Below are 20787 nucleotides of genomic sequence, written 5' to 3'. Positions count from 1 at the left end.
CTCGCTCTCATCCGGCGTCGCGAGCGCAACCACAGCCCTTAGACTCCCTCGCGTGACACGCTGCGGGCCGGTTGGCAAGATGGCCCGAGCGGTCGGCAAGGTGCGGTAACAGGGAGGAAGCGTCGCGTGAGCAGCAGGCCATCCCGAGGCGCTGCTCGCCTCGCAGCCATACTGGACGCTCTTCCCGACGCGTTGGTGCTGGTCAATGCCAACGGGACGGTCGTCAACGCCAACACCATCGCCCTGGAGGCCTTCGAGACACCGGGGACGGCGCTGGTGGGGCGCGGGCTGCTCGATCTGCTGCCGCACTTCGACTCCAAGCTGATCCCGGGCTCCATGCGGCGGCCCGAGCACCTCGACCCGCGGGCCCGGACCAAGCCGACCCGGATGGTCGCGCGCAGGACCGACGGGACCGAGTTCCCCGTCGAGGTCACCAGTGCGAATCTGGAGAACGGGCAGCAGGCCTACGACAGTTACGGCTACAGCGGTGACGAGCTGCTCATGCTCGTCGTCCGGGACCTCACCGGCACCGTCGACACCGAGGCCGAGCTGGCGCGCTCGCAGCGGCAGACCGAGATGATCCTGCGGGCCGCGGCCGAGGGCGTCGTCGGGACCGACACCGACGGGCGGATCGTCCTCGTCAATCCGGCCGCCGCCCAGATACTGGGTTACCGGGCCAGCGACCTCGGCGGGCGGGAGCTGCACACGCTCGTGCTGCACTCGCGCGGCGACGGGTCGCCCTTCCCGTACGACGAGTCGCCGCTCGCCGACACCCTGCGCTCCGGGCGCAAGCACCGGGTGCGCGGCCAGGTGCTGTACGCCAAGGACGGCGGGAAGGTGCCGGTCGACCTGACGACCGCGCCCGTGCGCGACGGCGACCAGCTCGTCGGCGCCGTCATGACCTTCACCGACCGGCGGCCGTACGACGCGGTCGTCGAGGAGAAGGAGGCGGCGGAGAAGCGCCACGCCGAGGAGCTGGAGCGGGTCGCCGAGGAACACGCCTCCGAGCTGACCGCGCTGCGCCAGCAGCACGTCACCGAGCTGGAGGAGCTGCGCGAGCGGCACGCCGAGGAACTCGCCGCGAACGAGGAGCGGTACGCCGCGCTCGGGGAGCGGGAGAAGGACCGGTACGAGGCGCTCGCCGCCCGGCACGAGCAGCTGCTGACCCTGCTCGGGCGATCCCTGCGCGGACCGCTGGAGGAGCTGCGCCGCGAACTGGCCGCGCTCGCCGCCGACGACGCCGGGCAGCTGTGGCCCGAGGCCAACCAGGTGCTCCACCATCTGTCGGCCGGCTACTCGCGCATCACGACACTGATCGACAACGTCCTCGGCTACCAGCGCCTCGACGCGGGCAGCGAGGACATCTCCCGTACGAAGGTGATGCTGGACGCCGTCGTCGCCGCCGGTGTCGACGGGGCCGTCGAGCTCATCGGGCCCGGGCGGGTGCAGTTCGCCGTGCACGCGCCGCCCATCGAGGCCGAGGTCGATCCCCGGCTGCTCGCGACCGCCCTCGCGCACCTCGTCGCCGACGTGGCGGGGGTCGACGCGACCGGCAACACGCCCGTGTCGGCGGGCGGTTACCTGGACAACACCGTCGTGGTGGCGGCGGCGCAGCGCGGCGAGGGCGTCCGCATCGAGGTGCGCGGGCCGTACGCCGGCGGGGACACCGTGCACGAGCCGATCGTGCGCGGGATCGTCCGGGCGCACGGCGGCGTGCTGCAGACGCATGAGGTCCCGGGGATGAGCGGGAGCGCGTACGTCCTCGAAGTGCCGATCGGGGGTGGGGCCGGGGCCGTCGTCGCGGAGGCGGCGGTCGAAGAGGGTGTTCCCGCTGAAACCGCTGCCACTGCGGCCTCCGGTGTCCCCGGTGTCCCCGCTGTCCCCGGTGCCCCGGGTGCGCCCGGTGAACAGACCTCTGGTGGGGGGCGGCGCCGGGCGCGGCGGTCGTCCACCGATGCCTTCCTGGACGCGGATGGTCCGGGTGCCGAGGGCGATGCGGCCGGTGGTTCCGGTGCCGAGGGGGCCGTGCCCACCGGGCGGCGTCGGAGGCGGGCCGCCGGGGAACCGGCCGCCCTTCCGGCGCAGGCCGCCGGTGAGGGCGGGGCCGTGTCCGGCGGTACCGGGCGGCGGCGCGGGCGGCCTGCCGAGAACGCCGGTGCGGCTGCCGTCGGGAGTGCCGTCCAGGGTGTCGCCGAGGGGGCCGTCGTCACGGCCGCCGAGCACGCGGCCGGGACCGCCGCCTCGGGTACGGGGCTGGGCGGGACCGTTCCCCCGCAGGGCGTGCCCGCACCGTCCGGGCGGCGGGCCCGGCGCGAACCGGGTGAGCAGCACGCGCTGCCGCCGGCGCTGCCCGCGGCGCCGTCCGGTGACGCCGCCGGCGCAGGCGACGAGGCTCAGGGACAGGCTGCACAGCCGACAGGGCGTCGGCGGCGTGCGCTGGCCGCCGCCAATGAGCGGGCGGCCGCACAGCAGGAGGCCGCCGGGCCGCGTCAGGTGTTCGCGCTGCCGCCGGCCGAGGCCGACCAGGCGGGGCCGGGCCACCAGGAGATTCTGGCCGGGCAGATCGGCCAGGCGCCAGGGCAGGAGCAGGGCCAGGGGCAGGAGCAGGGCCAGGGGGCCGTCGCGGTTCCCGGGCCGGGTGGCTCCGGGCATGGGGGAGTCGAGGAGGGGCGGCACGACGCCGTCCCGCACGACCAGTCCGCCGATCACACTCCGCCGCAGCCGCACCCCACCAGTGCGCCGACGGGTCGCCGGCGGCGGGCCGTGGCGCCGCAGCCGGCCGCCGAGGGGGCCCAGGTGGCCGGGGCGGCCGGGGCTCAGGCACCGGGCAGCGCCGCTGTTCCCGGTGCGCCCGCGCAGGGGGCAGCCGGACACCCGGCTCCCGGGGCGGGGGGTGCTGAACAGGCCGGACCGGCGGTGGCCGGTGCCGCGCCCGCCGGTGCTGCTGGCTCCGCCGGTGCCGTGCCTGCCGGTTCCGTGCCGGCAGTACCCGGTGCCGTGGCCGCCGGGGCCGAGCAGGGGGTTCCCACGCCGCAGGCCGTTCCCGGTCAGGGCGTTCCAGGCCAGGGCGGTCCTGTTCAGGGCGCCCCCGTACAGGCCGGCCCCGCGCAGGTCGGGGTGGCCGTCGGCCAGGTCGCGCCGGGCATGGCCGTGCCGTCGCAGGGCAACGTCGTCCACCCGCAGGGCACCGCCGTCCCGCCCCAGGGCGTACCCGTTCCGGCGCAGGGCAACGCCGCTCATCCGCAGGGGAACGCCCCTGGTGCGAACGCCCCTGGCGGGAACGCCCCGCAGGGGGCCGTAGCCCCACCGCAGGGCACCGCCGTCCCGCCCCGGGGCGTCGCGGCACCCCACCAGGGTGTCGCGGCACCCCACGAAGGCGTCCCAGCATCTCCCCACGGCGTCGTACCTCCGCAGGGCGTTCCGCAGACCGTGGCCGTCCCCGCTCAGGGCGGGCTCGGGCACAGTGTGCAGGCGGCGCTGCCGGGGCAGGCGGTTCAGCCTCCGGCGCAGATGCAGCCCCAGGCCGCGCAGCCCCTGCCGCAGCAGGGCGTCGCCGCGCCGGGGCAGCAGCCCTCCGCCGGTCAGCCGCTGCCCGCGGAGGCCGCTCCGGGCCAGGGAACTCCGCCCCGAGGCACCCCGGCCCCCCAGCCCTGGCCCGCCGCCGACGACACCTCGGGAGCCGGTGTCGCCGTACCGCCGAACGGCGCGCGGCAGGCCCCGCAGCCGAACACCCCGGCCCCCGGCACCCCGCTGCCCCCGGAGGGCGCCGCGCCGCGGGCGGCTCAGCCGTTGCCCGCGGAGGCCGCCGCGGGCGTCGATCCGAACTCCACGCAGGGGCGGGCCATCAGCGTGCGGACGCTGGGTCAGGGTGTGCCCTTCAACCGGCAGGCGGCGCAGGTCCAGCAGCCGGCCGCCTCGCCTCAGCCGTCCCCGCAGGCGCCGGGCGCGGCGACGCCGCCCCCGCACCAGCCCGGTGGATCCGGACGGCGCCGCAAGCTCGGCACGCCGCCCGACCCGGCCACGCGTACGGAAACGCAGTCCCGCCCGGAGCAGGGGGCGCGTCCGGAGCAGGCTCACCGTCCGGAGCAGGCCGCACGGCCGCATCCGGCGGCGGGCGAGCCGACGCCCCCGCCGGGCCCGGGCCAGATGCAGGCCCCGGGTCAGGCACAGGTCCAGGCGCCGGTGCCCGCGCCGGTCCCGGCGCAGCCGTCCCTCGCCGGGCAGTCCCGACTCGCGCAGCTGACCGAGGGCGGCGGGCGGTCGTACGCCATAGGCGCACCGGACGAGAACGCCGCCGAGGGGCCCGAGCCGCTGGACGGGCCGGGCGGTGCCGTCGAGGTGGCCGATCCGCCGCGGCCGCAGCCGATGGACGACGAGCTGCCGCCGGAGCCGCTGGACAACCCGCGGCGGCTGCTGGTGTGGCCCGCCCCGGACGTCAGCACGCAGCAGGCGCTGAGCGACCGCGGCTACCGGCCGGTGATCGTGCACTCGCGCGAGGAGGTCGACGCGCAGATCGCGGCGTTCCCCGCCGCGCTGTTCGTCGACCCGCTGACCGGGCCGATCACGCGTACGGCGCTGCAGTCGCTGCGGCAGGCCGCCGTGGCCGCCGAGGTGCCGGTGCTGGTCACGGCCGGGCTCGGGCAGGCCTCGCGGGACGCGGCGTACGGCGCCGATCCGGCGGTGCTGCTGAAGGCGCTGGCGCCCCGGGACAGCGAGCAGCACCCGCCGCGCGTCCTGCTCATCGAGGAGCACGCGGAGATCGCGCTCGCGCTGACGGCGACGCTGGAGCGGCGGGGCATGCAGGTCGCGCGGGCCGCGAGTGACACGGACGCGGTGACGCTGGCGGGGCAGTTCCGGCCGAACCTCGTCGTGATGGACCTGCTGCAGGTGCATCGGCGGCAGGCCGGGATCGTGGACTGGCTGCGGGCGAACGGGCAGCTCAACCGCACTCCGCTCGTCGTCTACACCGCCGCCGTCGACCAGGCAGACCTGCCGCGGCTGGCCTCCGGAGAAACGGTGCTCTTCCTCGCGGAACGGTCCACCAGCGGCGAGGTGCAGACCCGGATCGTGGAACTGCTGGCCCGGATCGGGACCAACTAGCGCGGACGCTGAGCACAGAGGGACGAGCCCCCCTCAACGCGCTGCCAGCCGGCGGGCCGCCTCCTTCACCGAGGCGCGCAGGCGGTGCTGGTCGGTGTCGTCGTCGCCGACCAGGATGCGCCGCATCTGCGGGACGACGGCGGTCCAGTTGGCCAGGGCGGTCAGCAGGAAGAGCAGGTCGGCCGCCGGGATCGCGTCGGTGACGACTCCCCGGTCCTGGCCGTCCTGGAGGGCGGCGACCTTGCGGCGGTAGTGCTCCTGGCGGTCGGACTCGTGGGGCAGTTCGGTGCTGCCGTACTCCAGGCCCTCCCAGAAGAGCAGGCGCAGCAGCTCGGGGTGGGTGGCGTGGTAGTCCATGAGGCGGTCGATCCAGCTCTCGAGGTCGTCCGGGTCGACGGGGACGGCCTCGGCGAGGTGGAGCATCTTCCGCTCCAGGACGATCGCGAACAGCTCCGCCTTGTTGCCGAAGTAGGCGTAGATGAGCTGCTTGTTGGCCTTCGCCTCGGCGGCGATGCGGTCGATGCGGGCGCCGGCGATGCCGTGCCGGGCGAACTCGGCGACCGCCGCCTCGAAGATCCGGGCCTTGGTGGCCTCGGGGTCCCTTGCTGCCATGGGGGAGAGGGTAGCGCGCCGGGTAACCAACTGTTTGGTTGACAGGGAATGGCGAGCGCGCTCACACTGTTCCCCATTCATCCAACCAACCAGTTAGTTGCTAGAGCCGACTCCAAGGAGTCCTCCCCTCATGCCGTCAGCGACCACGCCGTCAACGACCACGACCGCGTCCCGCCGGGCTCCTGCCGCCCCCGTGCGGCAGGGACGCACGCCCGCCCCCGGTCTCTTCCTCACGCTGCTCGCCGTCTGCAGCGCGGTGACCGCCGCGAACATCTACCTCGCCGCGCCGCTGCTCTCCCTCATGGCCCGCGACTTCGGCTCGGCGCCCTCGGCCCTCGCCTGGATCGCCTCGGTCGCGCAGCTCGGCTACGCGGTCGGCCTGCTGTTCTTCGCCCCGCTCGGCGACAGCGCGAACCGCCGTCGGCTGGTCGCCGGGCTCACCCTCGTCACCGCGCTCTCGCTGGCCGCCAGTGCGGCCGCTCCGGGCGCCGCGGCCCTCGCCGTCGCCATGTTCGTCGCCTCGGCCGCCACCGTCATCCCGCAGTTGCTCGTCCCGCTGGTCGCCGAGCGCGCCCCCGCGGAACGGCGGGCCCGTCATGTCGCCGCCGTCATCGCCGGCCTGTTCACCGGGATCGTCGCGGCCCGGGTGCTGGGCGGACTGGCCGGGCAGGCCTTCGGCTGGCGCTGGGTGTTCGCGGGGGCGGCCCTGCTCACCCTCGTCCTGGGGCTCGCGACCGCCGTCGTCCTGCCCTCGCAGCGGCGGCGGGAAGGACCGCTGTTCGCGGGCCTGGTCGCGCTGCCGTCGGTGCTGCGGCGCTCGCCGGAGCTGTGGCGGGCGTGCGTGCGGCAGGCCGGGATGTTCGGGGCGTGGAGCGCGCTGTGGACTTCGCTCGCGCTGCTGCTGACCGGGCCGGTGTACGGGCTGTCCACCGCGACCGCCGGGCTGTTCGGGCTCTTCGGGCTGACGGCGAGCGCGGTGGCGCCGCTGGCCGGCGGGCTCGTGGACCGGTTCGGGGCGGCGCGGGTCGTGCGGTCCGCGTATCTGCTCGCCGCCGTGTCCGTGCCGCTGTTCTGGCTGGGCGGGCAGGTGCTGGGGGCGCTGTTCGCCGCCGCGGTCCTGATCCACGCGGCGCTGGTCGCGTCCCACGTCGCCAACCAGACGCTCGCCCTGACCGCGACCTCCACGCCGGCCACCGCCAACACCGCCTATGTGGTCGCCGGTTTCGCGGGCGGCGCGGCCGCTTCGGCCCTCGCGGGTGCCGCCTACAGCCACTTCGGCTGGGGCGGGGTGTGCGGGGTGGCGGGCCTGTGGCTGGTGCTGGGGTGGGGGGTGACCTGGTCGCGGCGGTGAGGGGCGAACTCCCGCATCCGTCGCGAGTGGGCATCCGCCGCGAGTGGGCATCCGCCGCGAGTGGGCATCCGCCGCCGATAGGCATCCGTCGCCGATAGGCCCCGGCGCCGGTGAATCTCCCCCCCCCCGGTAGGTCCCCGCCACCAGCAGTCCGCCGCCACCAGTAGGCCTCCGGCGCCGTTGATCTCGCGCAGGCCCCCCGGCCCGACCGGGTGACAGACGTACCGCCGTTTCCGGGACCGGTCCCGGGCGTACGGCGGTACGTCTGGACCCGCACACCACGGGCCGGGGGCAGTGTCATGATCTTGGTTGCCTTGATCGTCGGCGGGATCGCCGCCTACGTCCTTTTCCAGTGGCTGGGCGTGGCCTACTACCTGCTGGTCATCTGCTGGGTCGGCGTCACCGGCTTCGTCCTGTTCGCCTTCACGGTCGCCTCGTTCGCGATCCGCCACGTGCGTGACGTGTCGATCCCCGCCATGAGGACCGACCGGCTGGTCCGGACGTACAACCGCCTGGGCGGGCAGGTGATCTCGCCGCTGAACGTGCATCGCGCCCGCCTGGTCGGAATCGGCGTCGTCGGCGACGAGGCGGACGCGACGTCACTGCCCGCGGACACCGCCTTCGACGGCATCCCTCTGTACGAGGTGCTGGGCCTGCGGTCGCGGACGTTCTACCTGATCATGACGGGGACGTCGATCGAGCTCTGGGAGCGCCGCAGGGCGACCTTCCTCGACATCGCCTGGTTCGACAAGGAACTGGTCGACTACGAGGTCCGGTCGCCCTACGTCCGCAGCCACACCCTGGAACTGCGTTTCCCCGAGGGCACGTTCATCCGGCTCCTCTACGGTGAGACGTGATCCCGGGTCGGGTGGGTCAGCCGAGGCTGGTGACGTCCAGCTCGCCCTGCGCGTACTGCCTGCGCAGCACCTTCTTGTCGAACTTGCCGACGCTCGTCTTCGGCACCGCCTCGATGACCGTCCAGCGCTCCGGGAGCTGCCACTTGGCGATCTTGCCCTCCTCGGCGAGGAAGGAGCGCAGCGTCTCGAAGGTGGCGGTGGCGCCCTCCTTGAGGACGACCGTGGCCAGGGGGCGCTCGCCCCACTTGTCGTCGGGGACGGCGACGACGGCGGCCTCGGCGACGTCCGGGTGGGACATCAGCGCGTTCTCCAGCTCCACCGAGGAGATCCACTCGCCGCCGGACTTGATGACGTCCTTGGCCCGGTCGGTGAGGGTGAGGTAGCCGTCGGGGGAGATGGTGCCGACGTCGCCGGTCTTGAGCCAGCCGTCCTCGCTGAACTTGTCGGCGGGGCGCAGGGGGTCCGCGTCCGGGCCGTTGTAGTAGGCGCCCGCGATCCAGGGGCCGCGCACCTCCAGCTCGCCCGCCGACTCGCCGTCCCAGGGGAGGCGTTCGCCGCCGGGGCCGGTCAGCCGGGCCTCGACACCGGCCGGGAAGCGGCCCTGGGTGAGGCGGTAGGCGAACTCCTCGTCCGTGCCGACCGCGGCGGCCGGGGGACGGGCGACCGTGCCCAGCGGGGACGTCTCCGTCATGCCCCAGGCGTGGCAGACCCGCATGCCCAGCTTGTCGAAGGCCTCCATCAGCGACGGCGGACAGGCCGAGCCGCCGATGGTGACCTGGGTGAGGGAGGAGACGTCCCGGGGGTGCGCGGTCAGCTCCGCGAGCAGGCCCTGCCAGATGGTCGGGACGGCGGCGGCGTGGGTCGGCTTCTCGCCCTCGATCATCGCGGCGAGGGGGGCGGGCTGGAGAAAGCGGTCCGGCATCAGCATGTTGACGCCGGTCATGAAGGTGGCGTGCGGCAGGCCCCAGGCGTTCACGTGGAACTGGGGGACCACGACCAGGGAGGTGTCCTCGTCGGTCAGGCCCATCGACTGGGCCATGTTGACCTGCATGGAGTGCAGGTAGATGGAGCGGTGGCTGTAGACCACGCCCTTGGGGTCGCCGGTGGTGCCGGAGGTGTAGCACATGGCGGCGGCCTGGCGCTCGTCCAGCTCGGGCCAGTCGTACGCGGTGGGCTTCCCGGCGATGAGGTCCTCGTACTCGTGGACCTGCGCGGTGGCCTCCGCGAGCAGGGAGCGGTCGCCGGGGCCGGTGACGACGACGTGCTCGACCGTCTTCAGGTGCGGCAGCAGCGGGGCGAGCAGGGGCAGCAGCGAACCGTTGGCGATGACCACGCGGTCGGCGGCGTGGTTGACGATCCAGGCCAGCTGCTCGGGCGGGAGGCGGAGGTTCAGGGTGTGCAGGACCGCGCCCATGGACGGGATCGCGAAGTAGGCCTCGACGTGTTCCGCGTTGTTCCAGGCGAGGGTCGCGACGCGCTCGTCGGCGGCGACACCGAGGTCCTCGCGCAGCGCGTGGGCCAGCTGGGCCGCGCGGGCGCCGATCTCCGCGAAGGAGCGGCGGTGCGGTTCGTCCTCACCGGTCCACGTGGTCACCTGTGATGTCCCGTGGATCGTCGACCCGTGGGTCAGGATCCTGGAAATCAACAGCGGTACGTCCTGCATGGTGCTCAGCACGGCGTCCTCCCGGGGCGACATTGCCTACGCGGTGGTAAGGGTTGCGCTGATTCTGCGCACATACCACGCGGTATGTCACTAGGAGGCGGTGATCGATCAGACGACGTTAGCCGACGCTTCGGCTCAGGACCGAACAAGTCCCAGCTCGGAATCCTCCCGGAGCTTGCCGAGAGCGCGTGACACGGCCGACTTCACCGTACCCACCGACACGCCGAGCACCTCGGCCGTCTGGACCTCGCTGAGGTCCTCGTAGTACCTGAGGACCACCATCGCCCGCTGCCGGGCGGGCAGCCGCATGATCGCCCGCCACATCGCGTCGCGCAGCGCCTGCTGCTCGGCCGGGTCGTCGCCGCCGGGCACCGGCTCCGGCTCGGGCAGCTCGTCGCAGGCGAACTCGTCGACCTTGCGCTTGCGCCACTGCGACGTGCGCGTGTTCAGCAGCGCCCGGCGCACATAGCCGTCGAGGGCGCGGTGGTCCTCGATGCGCTCCCAGGCGACGTACGTCTTGGTGAGCGCGGTCTGCAGCAGGTCCTCCGCGTCGCTCGGGTTGCCGGTGAGCGAGCGGGCGGTACGCAGGAGCACCGGCTGGCGGGCCCTGACGTACGACGAGAACGACGGGTACGGAAGGGTCTGCGCCGCTGGCGCGGCCGCCTTCGAAGCGCTCGTGCAGACGAGTGTGGTCATGGCTCAACGCTATGAGCGGCCCCCTGCCGAGCGGATCGGCCGCAGGTCCCGAAGCGATGTCCCCCTCAGGTTGTAGGGGTAGGGGTGACTGCACCTCCTGTAGGTGGAGCGGAGGGCCCGTAGTACTGCGGGATCACCCCTGCGGGTCACCGGTCAGTACGAGTCCCGACGTAGGCACGCCCGTCCCCGCCGTCACCAGGACCCGTCCCGCGCCCGGCACCTGGTTCACCGCCGTGCCCCTGATCTGCCGGACCGCCTCCGCCACCCCGTTCATCCCGTGCAGGTACGCCTCCCCCAGCTGTCCGCCGTGCGTGTTGAGCGGCAGCCGCCCCTCGGCGACGAAGTCCGCCGCCCCGCCGGGGCCGCAGAAGCCGAACTCCTCCAGCTGCATCAGCACGAACGGCGTGAAGTGGTCGTAGAGGATCCCCACGTCGATGTCGGCCGGCCCGAGCCCCGAGGTGCGCCACAGCTGCCGGGCCACGACCGCCGTCTCGGGCAGGCCGGTGAGGTCGCCGCGGTAGAAGCCGGTCATCTGCTCCTGCGCGCGCCCGGCGCCCTGGGCGGCCGCGGCGATCACGGCGGGCGGGTGGGGCAGGTCGCGGGCCCGCTCGAGGGAGGTGACGACGAACGCCTGCCCGCCGTCCGTCTCCTGGCAGCAGTCCAGCAGCCGCAGCGGTTCGACGATCCACCGGGACGCGGCGTGGTCGGCGAGGGTGATGGGGCGGCCGTGGAAGTACGCGGCCGGGTTGGTCGCCGCGTACCCGCGGCCGGTGACGGCCACGTGCCCGAAGGCCTCCGGGGTCAGCCCGTGGGCGTGGAGGTAGCGCTGCGCCGCCATCGCCACCCAGGAGGCCGGGGTGAGCAGGCCGAACGGCAGGGTCCAGCCGAGCGCCGCACCCTCCGCCGTGGGCTCCCGGTGCCGCACGCCGGAGCCGAAGCGGCGGCCGGAGCGCTCGTTGAACGCCCGGTAGCAGACGACCACGTCGGCCACGCCCGCGGCGATCGCGAGGGCCGCCTGCTGGACGGTGGCGCAGGCCGCTCCGCCGCCGTAGTGGATCCGGGAGAAGAAGGACAGCTCACCGATGCCGGCCGCCTGGGCGACGGTGATCTCGGGGCTGGTGTCCATGGTGAAGGTGACCATGCCGTCGACGTCGGCCGGTGTCAGGCCCGCGTCCGCCAGGGCCGCGCGCACCGCCTCGACGGCCAGACGCAGTTCGCTGCGGCCCGAGTCCTTGGAGAACTCGGTGGCCCCGACACCGACGAGGGCCGCGCGCCCACCGAGACCGTCCCGGCCCCTCGGGCTCATGCCGGGACCCGCACCGTCACGGTGCCGGTGACGTGCGTGCCGATGCCGTTCGCGCCGACGACCCGGACCGTCGCGGTGTCGCCGTCGACCTGCTCGACCGTGCCGGTCAGCACCATCGTGTCGCCGGGGTGGTTGGGCGCGCCGAGCCGGATGGCGACCCGGCGCAGGACGGCCCGGGGGCCGAAGTGGTCCGTGATGTAGCGGCCGACCAGGCCGTTGGTCGTCAGGATGTTCATGAAGATGTCGGGGGAGCCCTTCTCCCGGGCCAGGTCCGGGTCGTGGTGGACGTCCTGGTAGTCGCGGGAGGCGATCGCCCCGGCGACGATCAGCGTGCGGGTGATCGGGATCTCCAGCGGGGGGAGGCGGTCGCCGGCGTTCACGGCGTCACCCCCTGGAACACCGGCAGCACCAGCTCGTCGTCGTAGCGCCGGAACTCCAGCCGGACCGGCATGCCGATCCGCACCTTGTCGTACGGCACCCCGACGACGTTGCTGACGATCCGCACGCCCTCGGCGAGCTCGATCAGGCCGACCGCGTAAGGAGGCTCGAAGGCCGGGAAGGGCGGGTGGTGCAGGACGACGTACGAGTAGACCGTGCCCTCGCCGCTCGCCCCGACGGTGTCCCAGTCCGGGGAGCCGCAGCCGTTGCACCCGGGCAGCCAGGGGAAACGGAGGGTGCCGCAGCCGGTGCAGCGCTGGATCAGCAGCTCGTGGCGGGCGACGCCCTCCCAGAAGCCGGCGTTGTCGCGGTTGACGACGGGGCGGGGGCGGAGTTCCCGGGGCTTGCTTCGCCGGTGTGCGGGGGCGTACTTGAGGATGCGGAAGCGGTGGGTGCCGGCGAGGGCGCCGTCCGCGTGGACGTCCGTGCGGGTGGTGACGAAGTAGCCCGTTCCGAGTTTCGTGGTCTTGCGGGCGGAGACCGACTCGATCACCGAATCGAAGGTGATCTCGTCGCCCGGGCGCAGGGGGCGCAGGTACTCCTGCTCGCAGTCGGTGGCGACGACCGAGGTGCAGCCCGCCTCGTCGAGCAGGCGGAGCAGTTCGTCGTAGGCCGCCGCGCGCCCCGGGTGGCCGGACAGGCCGCCCATCGTCCAGACCTGGAGCATGGTGGGCGGGGCCACCGCGTCCGGTCCCGCGTAGGCGGGGTGGGTGTCGCCCATCGCCTCGCACCAGTGCCTGATCATCGGCTCGTTGACGGGGTCCTTGCCCACGCCGGTGACGGCCGCGGGCCGCCCCTCGTAGGCCTTCAGGCGCGCCTCGAACTCCTCGTGGACATCCGGCTCACCACTCACGGTTTCTGACTGTCCGTCAGATCCATGACTCCGTCAAGACCGCGCGGCGCCGGAAAGCGCCTGAGCGGCGGCACCGAAGTACCGCCGCTCAGGCGCTTGTCACCCCACGAAGCACACCCACAGGAACTCCCGGACGCCACGCCGCCCCGGCGCGTCGCAGCCGCTCCCCCTTTCCTTTTTCGAACGTATGTACGAAACTAGGAGCATGGCCACCACCGACCGGCAGGCCACGACGCTGGCCCTCGCACACGCCCTGTCAGCCGCCGAGCGCGGACTGGCCGTCATCCCCCTGTCCCGCACGAAGCTCCCGGCGCTGCGCTCCCCCCACCGCGACGACCCCGCCCCGTCCCCCTGCCACGGCGAGTGCGGCCGCCTCGGCCACGGTGTCTACGACGCCTCCAGCGACCCGGCCCGCGTCCGGGAACTGTTCGCCGCGGCGCCCTGGGCGACCGGCTACGGCATCGCCTGCGGCCTGCCCCCGCACCACCTGATCGGCATCGACCTGGACGTGAAGACCGGCACGGACTCCTCGGCCGCCCTGCGCGAGCTGGCCCTGCGGCACCTGTTCACCATCCCCCCGACGGTGGTGGTGCTGACCCCGTCCGGCGGGCGGCACCTGTGGCTGAGCGGCCCGCCCGACGTGGTCGTCCCCAACTCGGCGGGCCGCCTCGCCGCCGGCATCGACATCCGGGGCGCCGGCGGCTACCTCGTCGGCCCCGGCTCCCGCTCGGGCCAGGGCGTGTACGCCGCCGCCCCCGGCACCGCGCACCTGCCCCCGGCCCGCTGCCCGCGCTCCCTGCTGCGCCTGCTGCTGCCGCCGCCCCGCGCCCACCACCCCACGCCCCCGTCGGCCGGTGGACACGGCCAGGGCCTGGTCCAGTTCGTGCTCGCCGCCCACGAGGGCCAGCGCAACACCCGCCTGTTCTGGGCGGCCTGCCGCGCCTACGAGGACGGCATCGGCCCCGCGCTCGTGGACGCCCTGGTCGACGCGGCCCGGGGCACCGGTCTGTCCGAGCGGGAGGCCCGGGCGACGATCGCGTCGGCGGCCCGACTGACGGGGCACCGGCCGTGAGCGGGGCCCTTCCTGAGCGGGGCCTTCTTTGAACGGGTCCCTTCCCAGGGGGCCGTCCCGAGAGCGGGTCCCTTCCGAGGGGCCGTCCCGAGAGCGGGTCCCTTCCGAGGGGCCGTCCCGAGAGTGGGTCCCTCCCGAGAGCGGGCCCCTTCCGAGGGCCCCACCGAGAGCGGGTCCCCGCCCCGAGCGAGGTCACCTCCATGAGCACCGAAAGACCCCCATGCACCAGCACGTCAGAACGCCGGCCCTGGCGCTCGCCCGTCTCGTCCTGGCCTCCGGCCGCTCGGTGGACCTGGCCGAGCTGCGGTTCACCTCGACGTACGGCGACCTGCGGGAGGGCTACCCCTGCAAGCCGGTGAACGACCTGCGCATCCGCGGCCTGCTGCGCGCCGCCGAGCAGGCCCACCCGGGCACGCCGGTCCACCTGGTCCCGCCCCCGCGCGAGTACCCCGACCAGTACGCGGGCGGCCTCGGTCCCGTCGAGGTGCTGCCCGCCGTGGCGTGTCTCGGCACGTTCCACTCCACCGCCCTCGACCCGGCCCACGACCCGGTCGCGTACCGCTCCCGGCTCACCGTCCTCTGGTTCCAGTCCACGCCGCGGCTGCCGTCGGCGTGCGGCCCGGAGCCGGCCCTGCGGGACATCGACTGGGCGGGACTCGCCCGGGACACGCGGGCGCTTGCGTAGGGTCGTCCGATGACCGTTTCCCGTACGGAACTGCTGCGCGCCCAGTTCGAGTTGACCTGGGCCCTGTTCGAGTACCACCTGGAGCGGCTGGAGCCGGAGGACTTCCTCTGGGAGCCCGGGCCGCTCATCTGGACGATGCGCCGGTCCGCCGACGGCACCTGGGTGCCGGACTGGGCGGACACCGAGCCCGACCCCGTGCCCGTGCCCACGATCGCCTGGGTGAGCTGGCACATCGGATGGTGGTGGAGCGTCACCCTGGACCACGCGCGGGGCCGCCCGCCGCGCGAGCGCACCGACGTCGTGTGGCCCGGCGAGGGCACCCCGACCGTAGAGTGGCTGCGCGACCTGCGGACCCAGTGGCTGGCGGTCCTGGACGACCTCACCGACACCGAGCTGGACGCCCCGGCCCGCTTCCCCGTGCCCGACGACCCCCGGTACACCGTCGCGCACATGGCCGCCTGGGTGAACACGGAACTGACGAAGAACGTCAGCGAGATCGGCCAGCTGCGCCTGCTGCGGGCGGCGTCCGCGGTACGTCCACATCACTAACCGCGCGCCTGTGACCAGGGAAGAAGCAGGTCGTCGGAGTGGGCATGCGTCCTCGTCTGCTCTCCCGTGCCGCCGTGCTGCTCCTCGCTCTCGTCGTCCTCCAGGGCGGTTCGCCCGCCCTGGCCGCCGAGGGCGGCGGAGGCAGCCGGTCGGGTTCGATCGATCCGCTCACCCCGTTCGCACAGGGCGCCTCGGCGCTCGCCGGCCTGGCCCAGCCGTTCTACACCGCGTTCAGCCAGGCCGTGTCCCCGCCCCCGAAGGCCTGATCGGGCGGCGTCGCCGCGCCGCACGTGACATCGTGAAGGCATGACCATCGACGTGCGCCCGGCCACGGACTTCGAGGACGTCCGTGCCGTGCTCGGGCCGAAGTCCCCCGGGGCGAACGTCTGCTGGTGCCTGAGCTACCGGATTCCCTCCAAGCTCAACAACGAGCTGCGCGGCCCGGCCCGCGGCGCGTACGTCGCCGAGCTGTGCCGCGCGGACCCGCCCCCGGGCGTGCTCGCCTACGACGGTGACGAACCGGTCGGCTGGGCCGCCGTCGCACCGCGCGCGGACACCTCCTTCGCCCGCAACCGCAAGATCCCGCACATCGACGACCTGTCCGTCTGGTCGTTGTGGTGCGTCCGGGTCCGCCCCGGTCACCGCAAGCAGGGCATCTCCCACGCCCTGATCGCCGGCGCGGTCGAGTTCGCCCGCGCCCACGGCGCACCGGCGATCGAGGCGTACCCCCTGGACAACGGCGACGCCAAGGTCGACCTGACGATGGCCTACGCCGGTCTCCGCAAGAACTTCGAACGCGCCGGCTTCACCCACGCGGCGGACACCACCTCGGTCCTGGCCGGCCATCCCCGGATCCTGATGCGGCTGGACCTGCGCTGAAAAAAGGCCCGACCGCTGGCGACGGGGGATGCACCAGCGGTCGAGCTATGGCCAAGGGTAACAAGCGCTTGCCCAGCGGGAGCCGACCAACCGTCAGGAAGTCGGCGTTGTGACTCGTATCACTCAACTCCCGTGACTCCGGGGCCTGTTGTGGGGCCCCGTCCCGTCAGTCGTCGCACGGCGGGTCGTAGGAGAGCCGGGGCAGGTACTCGCTCCACGTGTCCGGCGTCAGCACGCCCCGGGTCAGCGAGCAGATGCGGCGTACGGCCGGGTCGACGTCCAGGTTCCAGATCCGGATGGTGTCGGCGCCGCTCGACACCGCGATCGTGTGGCCGGCCGGGTTGAACGACAGGTAGTTGCCGGTCTTGGTGTTGGGGCTCATCGACTGGCCGATCGCGGTGGCCCCGGACGGGTCGGAGACGTCCCAGAGCCGGACCGTGCTGTCGTTGCCGCCGCTCGCCAGGGTGCGGCCGTCGCGGCTGAACGTAAGGGACACGACCGCTTCCGTGTGGCCGGTGAGGCGGGCCTGCTCGGAGGCGTCGGCGGGGTCCCGGACGTCCCAGAGGCGTACGGAGCTGTCGTCGCCGGCGCTGGCCAGCGTGCGGCCGTCGCGGCTGTAGGCGAGGGCGTTCACGGCTCCGAGGTGGCCCTTGAGCGGTGTGCCGATCAGGGTGACCCGGGCGGGGTCGGCCGCGTTCCACAGCCGGATGGTGCCGTCCGCGCTGCCGCTGGCGAGCGTCCGGCCGTCCGGGCCGAAGACGAGGGAGTTGACGTAGCCCTTGTGACCGGTGAGGGGGGCGCCGAGCGGCCGGGGGCGGGACGGGTCGCCGATGTCCCACAGCTGGATGGTGCGGTCGTCGTCGGCGGTGGCCAGGGTCCTGCCGTCGGGGCTGAAGGCCAGCGGGTCGGCGTACCGGATGCGCAGGGGGAGGGGAGACCCGTACGGCACCGGGTGTTCCGGAGCGCTGAGGTTCCACAGCTGCACGGCGCGATCGCCCGTCACCGCCGCGAGGGTGCGGCCGTCCGAGGAGAACTCCAGGGAGCGTACGTCGCCCTTTCCGGGCCGGAACGGCTCGCCCATCCTCACCGGCCTGCTGGGCGTCCGCACGTCCCACAGCCGGATCCGCCCGTCGCGCCCCGCCGTCGCCAGCACCCGCCCGTCCGGCCGGAACGTGCCCGTCCGGCCGGTCATGTCCGAGGTCGGCAGCGCCCACAGGCGGACCTTGTTGTCGCCCGTCCCGGTGGCGAGGGTGCGCCCGTCGGGGCTGAAGCCCAGCGCGTACATCTCGCCGCTGCTGCCCGCCAGGGGGCCGCCGACCTGCGACGGGTACTCCGGATCGCTCACCTTCCACAGGCTCGCGGTGCTGTCCGCGCTGGCCGCGGCGAGCATGTTCCCGTCCGGGCTGAAGGCCACCGACCAGACCGGCCCGGTGTGGCCGTTCAGCGGCGCCCCGATCTGGGCCGGGCGACCCGATCCGGCCATGTTCCACAGCCGTACGGTGTGGTCCTCGCCGCCGCTGGCCAGGGTCCGGCCGTCCGGACTGAAGGCCACGGAGTGCACGGTGGAGGTGTGGCCGGTCAGCGGCGTGCCGACCGGTTCCGGGCGCCGGGGGTCGGCCACGTCCCACAGGCGGATCGTGCCGTCGTCACCGCCCGCCGCCAGCGTCCGGCCGTCCGGGGCGAACGCCACCGAGCGCACGGCGGCCGTGTGCCCGGTCAGCGGCTTGCCGAGCGCCCGCGCCCGGCGCGGGTCGGCCATGTCCCACAGCCGTACGGTGCCGTCGTCGCCGGCGGAGGCCAGCGTGCGCCCGTCCGGGCTGAAGGCGATCAGGTAGATCGTGCCGTCATGGCCGGTCAGGGGCTCGCCGAGCCGCTTCGGATGACGGGGGTCGGTCACGTCCCACAGCCGGATCGTGCCGTCGTCGGAGGCGCTGGCCAGCGTCCGGCCGTCCGGGCTGAAGACCGCGCTGCTCACCCAGCTCGTGTGACCGGTGAGCGGTCCGCCCAGAGGACTCGGACGCCTCGGGTCGGCCACGTTCCACAGCCGTACGGTCCGGTCGTAGCTCGCGGTGGCCAGGGTCCTGCCGTCCGGGCTGAACGTCGTGAGGTAGACGGCGCCCGTGTGCCCGAGCAGCGGCGTGGCCAGCGGGGCGTTCACCACGGAGATCAGGCGACTCTTCGCGCCCTCGTCGTCCGGCCGCAGCCGGTGCGCCACCAGGTCGAGCTGCGCGGACAGCGACGGATCCGTGTCCCGGACGCGGTCGGCCTGGGCGAGCACCTGCTCGAACACCGCGTCGTCCCGCTGCTTCCAGGCGACGACGGCCGACCCGGCGGCCAGCACCGCCAGCACCACCAGCGCCGCCACCGCGCCCCGGCTGATCCAGATGACGCGCCGGCGCAGCCGGACCGAGGCGGCCAGGAACTCCACCGCGCTCCGGGTCAGGTACCTGTCCCCGGCGGACTTCGCCCAGCCGTGGGCCTGTTCCAGCCGGGAGCCCCGGTAGAGCAGCGATGTGTCGCGGTCCGACTCCTCCCAGGCCCGGCCGTCCTCCTCCAGGCGCTGGCGCAGCAGGTTGCCCTGCCGGTCCTCGTCGATCCAGTCGCGCAGACGCGGCCAGGCGTGCAACAGCGCCTCGTGGGTGATCTCCACGGTCTCCGCGTCCAGGGTCACCAACCGGGCGCGGACCAGCGCCTCCAGGGACTCCTCGGTCTTGCCGGGGTCGTTCGACTCCTCCGCCAGCTTGCGCCGGGTCCCGCGTCTGCGCGTGGCCTGCGTGTCCTCACCCAGCCGGACCAGCCGGAGCAGCAGCAGCCGCGCCGCCGTGCGGGCCGCCGGGTCGAGGCCGTTCCAGGCGCGTTCGGCGGTCGCCGCGACCGCGCCCTGGATGCCGCCGGCCGCGCGGTAGCCGGCGAGCGTCAGCCGGCCCGCCTTCCTGCGCTGCCAGGTGGCGAGCAGGGCGTGCGACAGCAGCGGCAGCACTCCGGCGTCGTGCGCCCCGCGCGGGCCGTCGGCGCTGACCTCCCGGACGATCAGCTCCGCGAGGCCCGGCTCCAGCTCCAGTCCGACGGCCTTGGCCGGGCCGGTCACCGCCTCGCGCAGCTCCGCGGTGGTGAGCGGGCCGAGCACCATGTGCCGGTGCTGGAGCGCGTCGGCCAGCTCGGGGTACCCGAGGCACTGCTCGTAGAAGTCGGCGCGTATGCCGAGGACCACCACGGCCGGGGCCGGTTCGTCGGGGGCGGCGGGGGTGCAGGCGGCGTGCAGGACCTCGACGAAGGCGCGCCGGTCCGCCTCGTCGGGGCAGAGGGTGAACGTCTCCTCGAACTGGTCCACGATGACGACCGGGCGGGCGGCGGCGGGGTCCTCGCGGCGGGCCCAGGCGGTGACGGCGGCACGGACGGCGTCGGCGGCGCGGACGGCGTCGGCGGCGCGGACGGCGTCGGCGGCGCGGACGGCGTCGGCGTGGGATGGGGGGCCGGGTTCCGTGGTCAGGGGGCGTGTAGTGGGTGTCCTGGTCCCGGGCGGGACGACGGGTGCCAGCTCGGGGATGCACCGGGCCAGCTCCGCCAGCGGGTCGGCGCCCGGCACGAGCTGCACCACCTCCCGCGCCCGGCCGCTCCCGCCGTTCCCCCCGCTCCCGCCGCTCCCGCCGCTCCCGCCGCTCCCGCCGCTCCCGCCGCTCTCATGGTCCTCGTCGTCGCCGAGCGCGCCGTCCCGCAGCGCGGGCACCAGACCGGCGTTCAGCAACGAGGACTTCCCCGCCCCCGACGCGCCCACGAGCATGACCAGGCCACCCGTCCCGGCCACGGCCCGGAGCTGCGCGACGAGCGCGTCCGTGCTCCGCTCCCGGCCGAAGAACCACCGGGCGTCCTCCCGCCGGTAGGAGGCCAGCCCCCGGTACGGGCACACCCCGCCGGGCGCGGGCGGGGCCTCGGCCGGAGTCTGGTCCTGCTCCGGGGACCCGTCCGGGCGTTCGGCGACCGGGTCGGCCACCGCGCGCTCCCACAGCCGCTGCCACTGCCCCAGGTCGTACAGGCCCGGCGACACCGGTGTGGGCCGCTCGCGCCGCGCCTCGGGGATCAGCACGTGCAGCACCGCCGCGAGGGCGGGGAACTGGGCGGGCACGTTCCGGGCCCGCCGCCAGTCGCTGATGCGCTGGGCGGACACCCGCACGGGCCGCCCGCGTTCGTCGACCCGCTGGAGCCGCACCACCGCTTCGGACACACGTTTGAGTGGAGGGTTGCCCGCTTCCTTGTACAGCAGTGCGAGGCGTTCCGCGAAGGCGGTGCGTGCCCCCGAGTCGGAACCCAAGGTCTCCACTCCTCACTTCCCACGCCTGGACGTCCGGTCCGGAAAACTCACTCTATATGGCTGACCTGCGGTAATACCCTCCGCAAGCCCCCGGAACCTCCTCCTCCGCGACCGGAAATGGCAGGATCCGGATCCAGCAGCGCACCCATCCGGTCAGCTTCCATCCGGGTTCCATCCGAGTCGGACGACGGTAGCTCCACCGTCCGGTACCGGTCCCCACGAGGGGAGGGACCGGTGCCGGACGACGTGGTGATCCTCCCCGGTGGAGTGCGCCCCCCAACCCCACGACCGCCGATCTCCGACCCTGGATAACTGACGACCCGTCAGCTATGGTGCGCCCTGCCGTACCGCTTCCGGAGCGACGTACAAGCGATGCACAGGCGATGCACAGGCGATGTACAGGGGTGAGCGCAGTGG

The 20787-nt window shown here is 74.1% G+C and carries 15 protein-coding genes; 8 read left to right on the top strand and 7 right to left on the bottom strand.

From position 1 onward, the window contains the following. Positions 1 to 126 precede the first annotated feature (126 nt). Positions 127 to 5100 carry a PAS domain-containing protein gene (locus tag ACSUPV_RS21030; RefSeq protein WP_436948167.1) on the top strand — a complete coding sequence of 1658 codons (4974 nt, stop codon included), beginning with the start codon at positions 127 to 129 and terminating at the stop codon, positions 5098 to 5100. A gap of 33 nt (positions 5101 to 5133) precedes the next feature. Here ACSUPV_RS21030 and ACSUPV_RS21025 read toward each other — a convergent pair whose 3' ends face one another. Further along, positions 5134 to 5712, bottom strand: coding sequence for a TetR family transcriptional regulator (locus tag ACSUPV_RS21025; protein ID WP_031115291.1), 579 nt, complete (start codon positions 5710 to 5712; stop codon positions 5134 to 5136). A gap of 130 nt (positions 5713 to 5842) precedes the next feature. Here ACSUPV_RS21025 and ACSUPV_RS21020 point away from each other — a divergent pair, with 130 nt between their 5' ends. Then, complete coding sequence (locus tag ACSUPV_RS21020) at positions 5843 to 7063, top strand: MFS transporter (RefSeq protein WP_436948165.1); 1221 nt, start codon at positions 5843 to 5845, stop codon at positions 7061 to 7063. Between the two features lie 299 nt (positions 7064 to 7362). After that, entirely contained in the window at positions 7363 to 7920 is a 558-nt protein-coding gene (locus ACSUPV_RS21015) for a hypothetical protein (protein ID WP_382614582.1), read from the top strand. A 16-nt stretch (positions 7921 to 7936) separates the two neighbouring features. Here ACSUPV_RS21015 and ACSUPV_RS21010 read toward each other — a convergent pair whose 3' ends face one another. The 5 genes from ACSUPV_RS21010 to ACSUPV_RS20990 form a co-directional block, all read right to left on the bottom strand. After that, on the bottom strand, positions 7937 to 9616 hold the full coding sequence (locus ACSUPV_RS21010; protein ID WP_031115288.1) for a long-chain fatty acid--CoA ligase: 1680 nt from the start codon (positions 9614 to 9616) through the stop codon (positions 7937 to 7939). A gap of 102 nt (positions 9617 to 9718) precedes the next feature. Further along, positions 9719 to 10279: a SigE family RNA polymerase sigma factor gene (locus ACSUPV_RS21005; RefSeq protein ID WP_031115287.1), complete on the bottom strand. Its 561-nt coding sequence runs from the start codon at positions 10277 to 10279 to the stop codon at positions 9719 to 9721. A gap of 133 nt (positions 10280 to 10412) precedes the next feature. Further along, a complete protein-coding gene (locus ACSUPV_RS21000) occupies positions 10413 to 11585 on the bottom strand; it encodes a lipid-transfer protein (RefSeq protein WP_436948162.1) in 1173 nt (390 codons plus the stop codon). Then, positions 11582 to 11965, bottom strand: coding sequence for a MaoC family dehydratase (locus tag ACSUPV_RS20995; protein ID WP_031115285.1), 384 nt, complete (start codon positions 11963 to 11965; stop codon positions 11582 to 11584). The genes ACSUPV_RS21000 and ACSUPV_RS20995 overlap by 4 nt, the downstream gene beginning before the upstream one ends. Continuing rightward, positions 11962 to 12876, bottom strand: a complete 915-nt coding sequence (locus ACSUPV_RS20990) for a bifunctional MaoC family dehydratase N-terminal/OB-fold nucleic acid binding domain-containing protein (RefSeq protein ID WP_037760154.1) — start codon at positions 12874 to 12876, stop codon at positions 11962 to 11964. The genes ACSUPV_RS20995 and ACSUPV_RS20990 overlap by 4 nt, the downstream gene beginning before the upstream one ends. A gap of 205 nt (positions 12877 to 13081) precedes the next feature. Here ACSUPV_RS20990 and ACSUPV_RS20985 point away from each other — a divergent pair, with 205 nt between their 5' ends. The 5 genes from ACSUPV_RS20985 (at position 13082) to ACSUPV_RS20965 (ending at position 16061) form a co-directional block, all read left to right on the top strand. After that, positions 13082 to 13948, top strand: a complete 867-nt coding sequence (locus ACSUPV_RS20985) for a bifunctional DNA primase/polymerase (protein WP_037760151.1) — start codon at positions 13082 to 13084, stop codon at positions 13946 to 13948. A gap of 220 nt (positions 13949 to 14168) precedes the next feature. Next, entirely contained in the window at positions 14169 to 14633 is a 465-nt protein-coding gene (locus ACSUPV_RS20980; RefSeq protein ID WP_031115280.1) for a hypothetical protein, read from the top strand. A gap of 9 nt (positions 14634 to 14642) precedes the next feature. Beyond that, positions 14643 to 15182: a DinB family protein gene (locus ACSUPV_RS20975; protein ID WP_031115279.1), complete on the top strand. Its 540-nt coding sequence runs from the start codon at positions 14643 to 14645 to the stop codon at positions 15180 to 15182. Positions 15183 to 15226: 44 nt separating this feature from the next. After that, positions 15227 to 15448 (top strand): hypothetical protein, encoded by a 222-nt coding sequence (locus tag ACSUPV_RS20970; protein WP_382614588.1) that lies wholly within the window; start codon positions 15227 to 15229, stop codon positions 15446 to 15448. Between the two features lie 40 nt (positions 15449 to 15488). After that, positions 15489 to 16061, top strand: coding sequence for a GNAT family N-acetyltransferase (locus ACSUPV_RS20965; protein ID WP_436948158.1), 573 nt, complete (start codon positions 15489 to 15491; stop codon positions 16059 to 16061). A 166-nt stretch (positions 16062 to 16227) separates the two neighbouring features. Here ACSUPV_RS20965 and ACSUPV_RS20960 read toward each other — a convergent pair whose 3' ends face one another. Further along, the gene (locus tag ACSUPV_RS20960; protein ID WP_436948156.1) at positions 16228 to 20379 is read right to left on the bottom strand and encodes an nSTAND1 domain-containing NTPase; all 4152 of its coding nucleotides are present in this window, start codon (positions 20377 to 20379) and stop codon (positions 16228 to 16230) included. Between the last annotated feature and the right edge of the window lie 408 nt (positions 20380 to 20787).

The sequence above is a fragment of the Streptomyces sp. SudanB52_2052 genome, from assembly GCF_964272415.1.
Classification (GTDB): Bacteria; Actinomycetota; Actinomycetes; order Streptomycetales; family Streptomycetaceae; genus Streptomyces; species Streptomyces olindensis.
The sequence above is the reverse complement of the archived record's forward strand: the minus strand, read 5'-3'. Positions and strand labels throughout refer to the sequence as shown.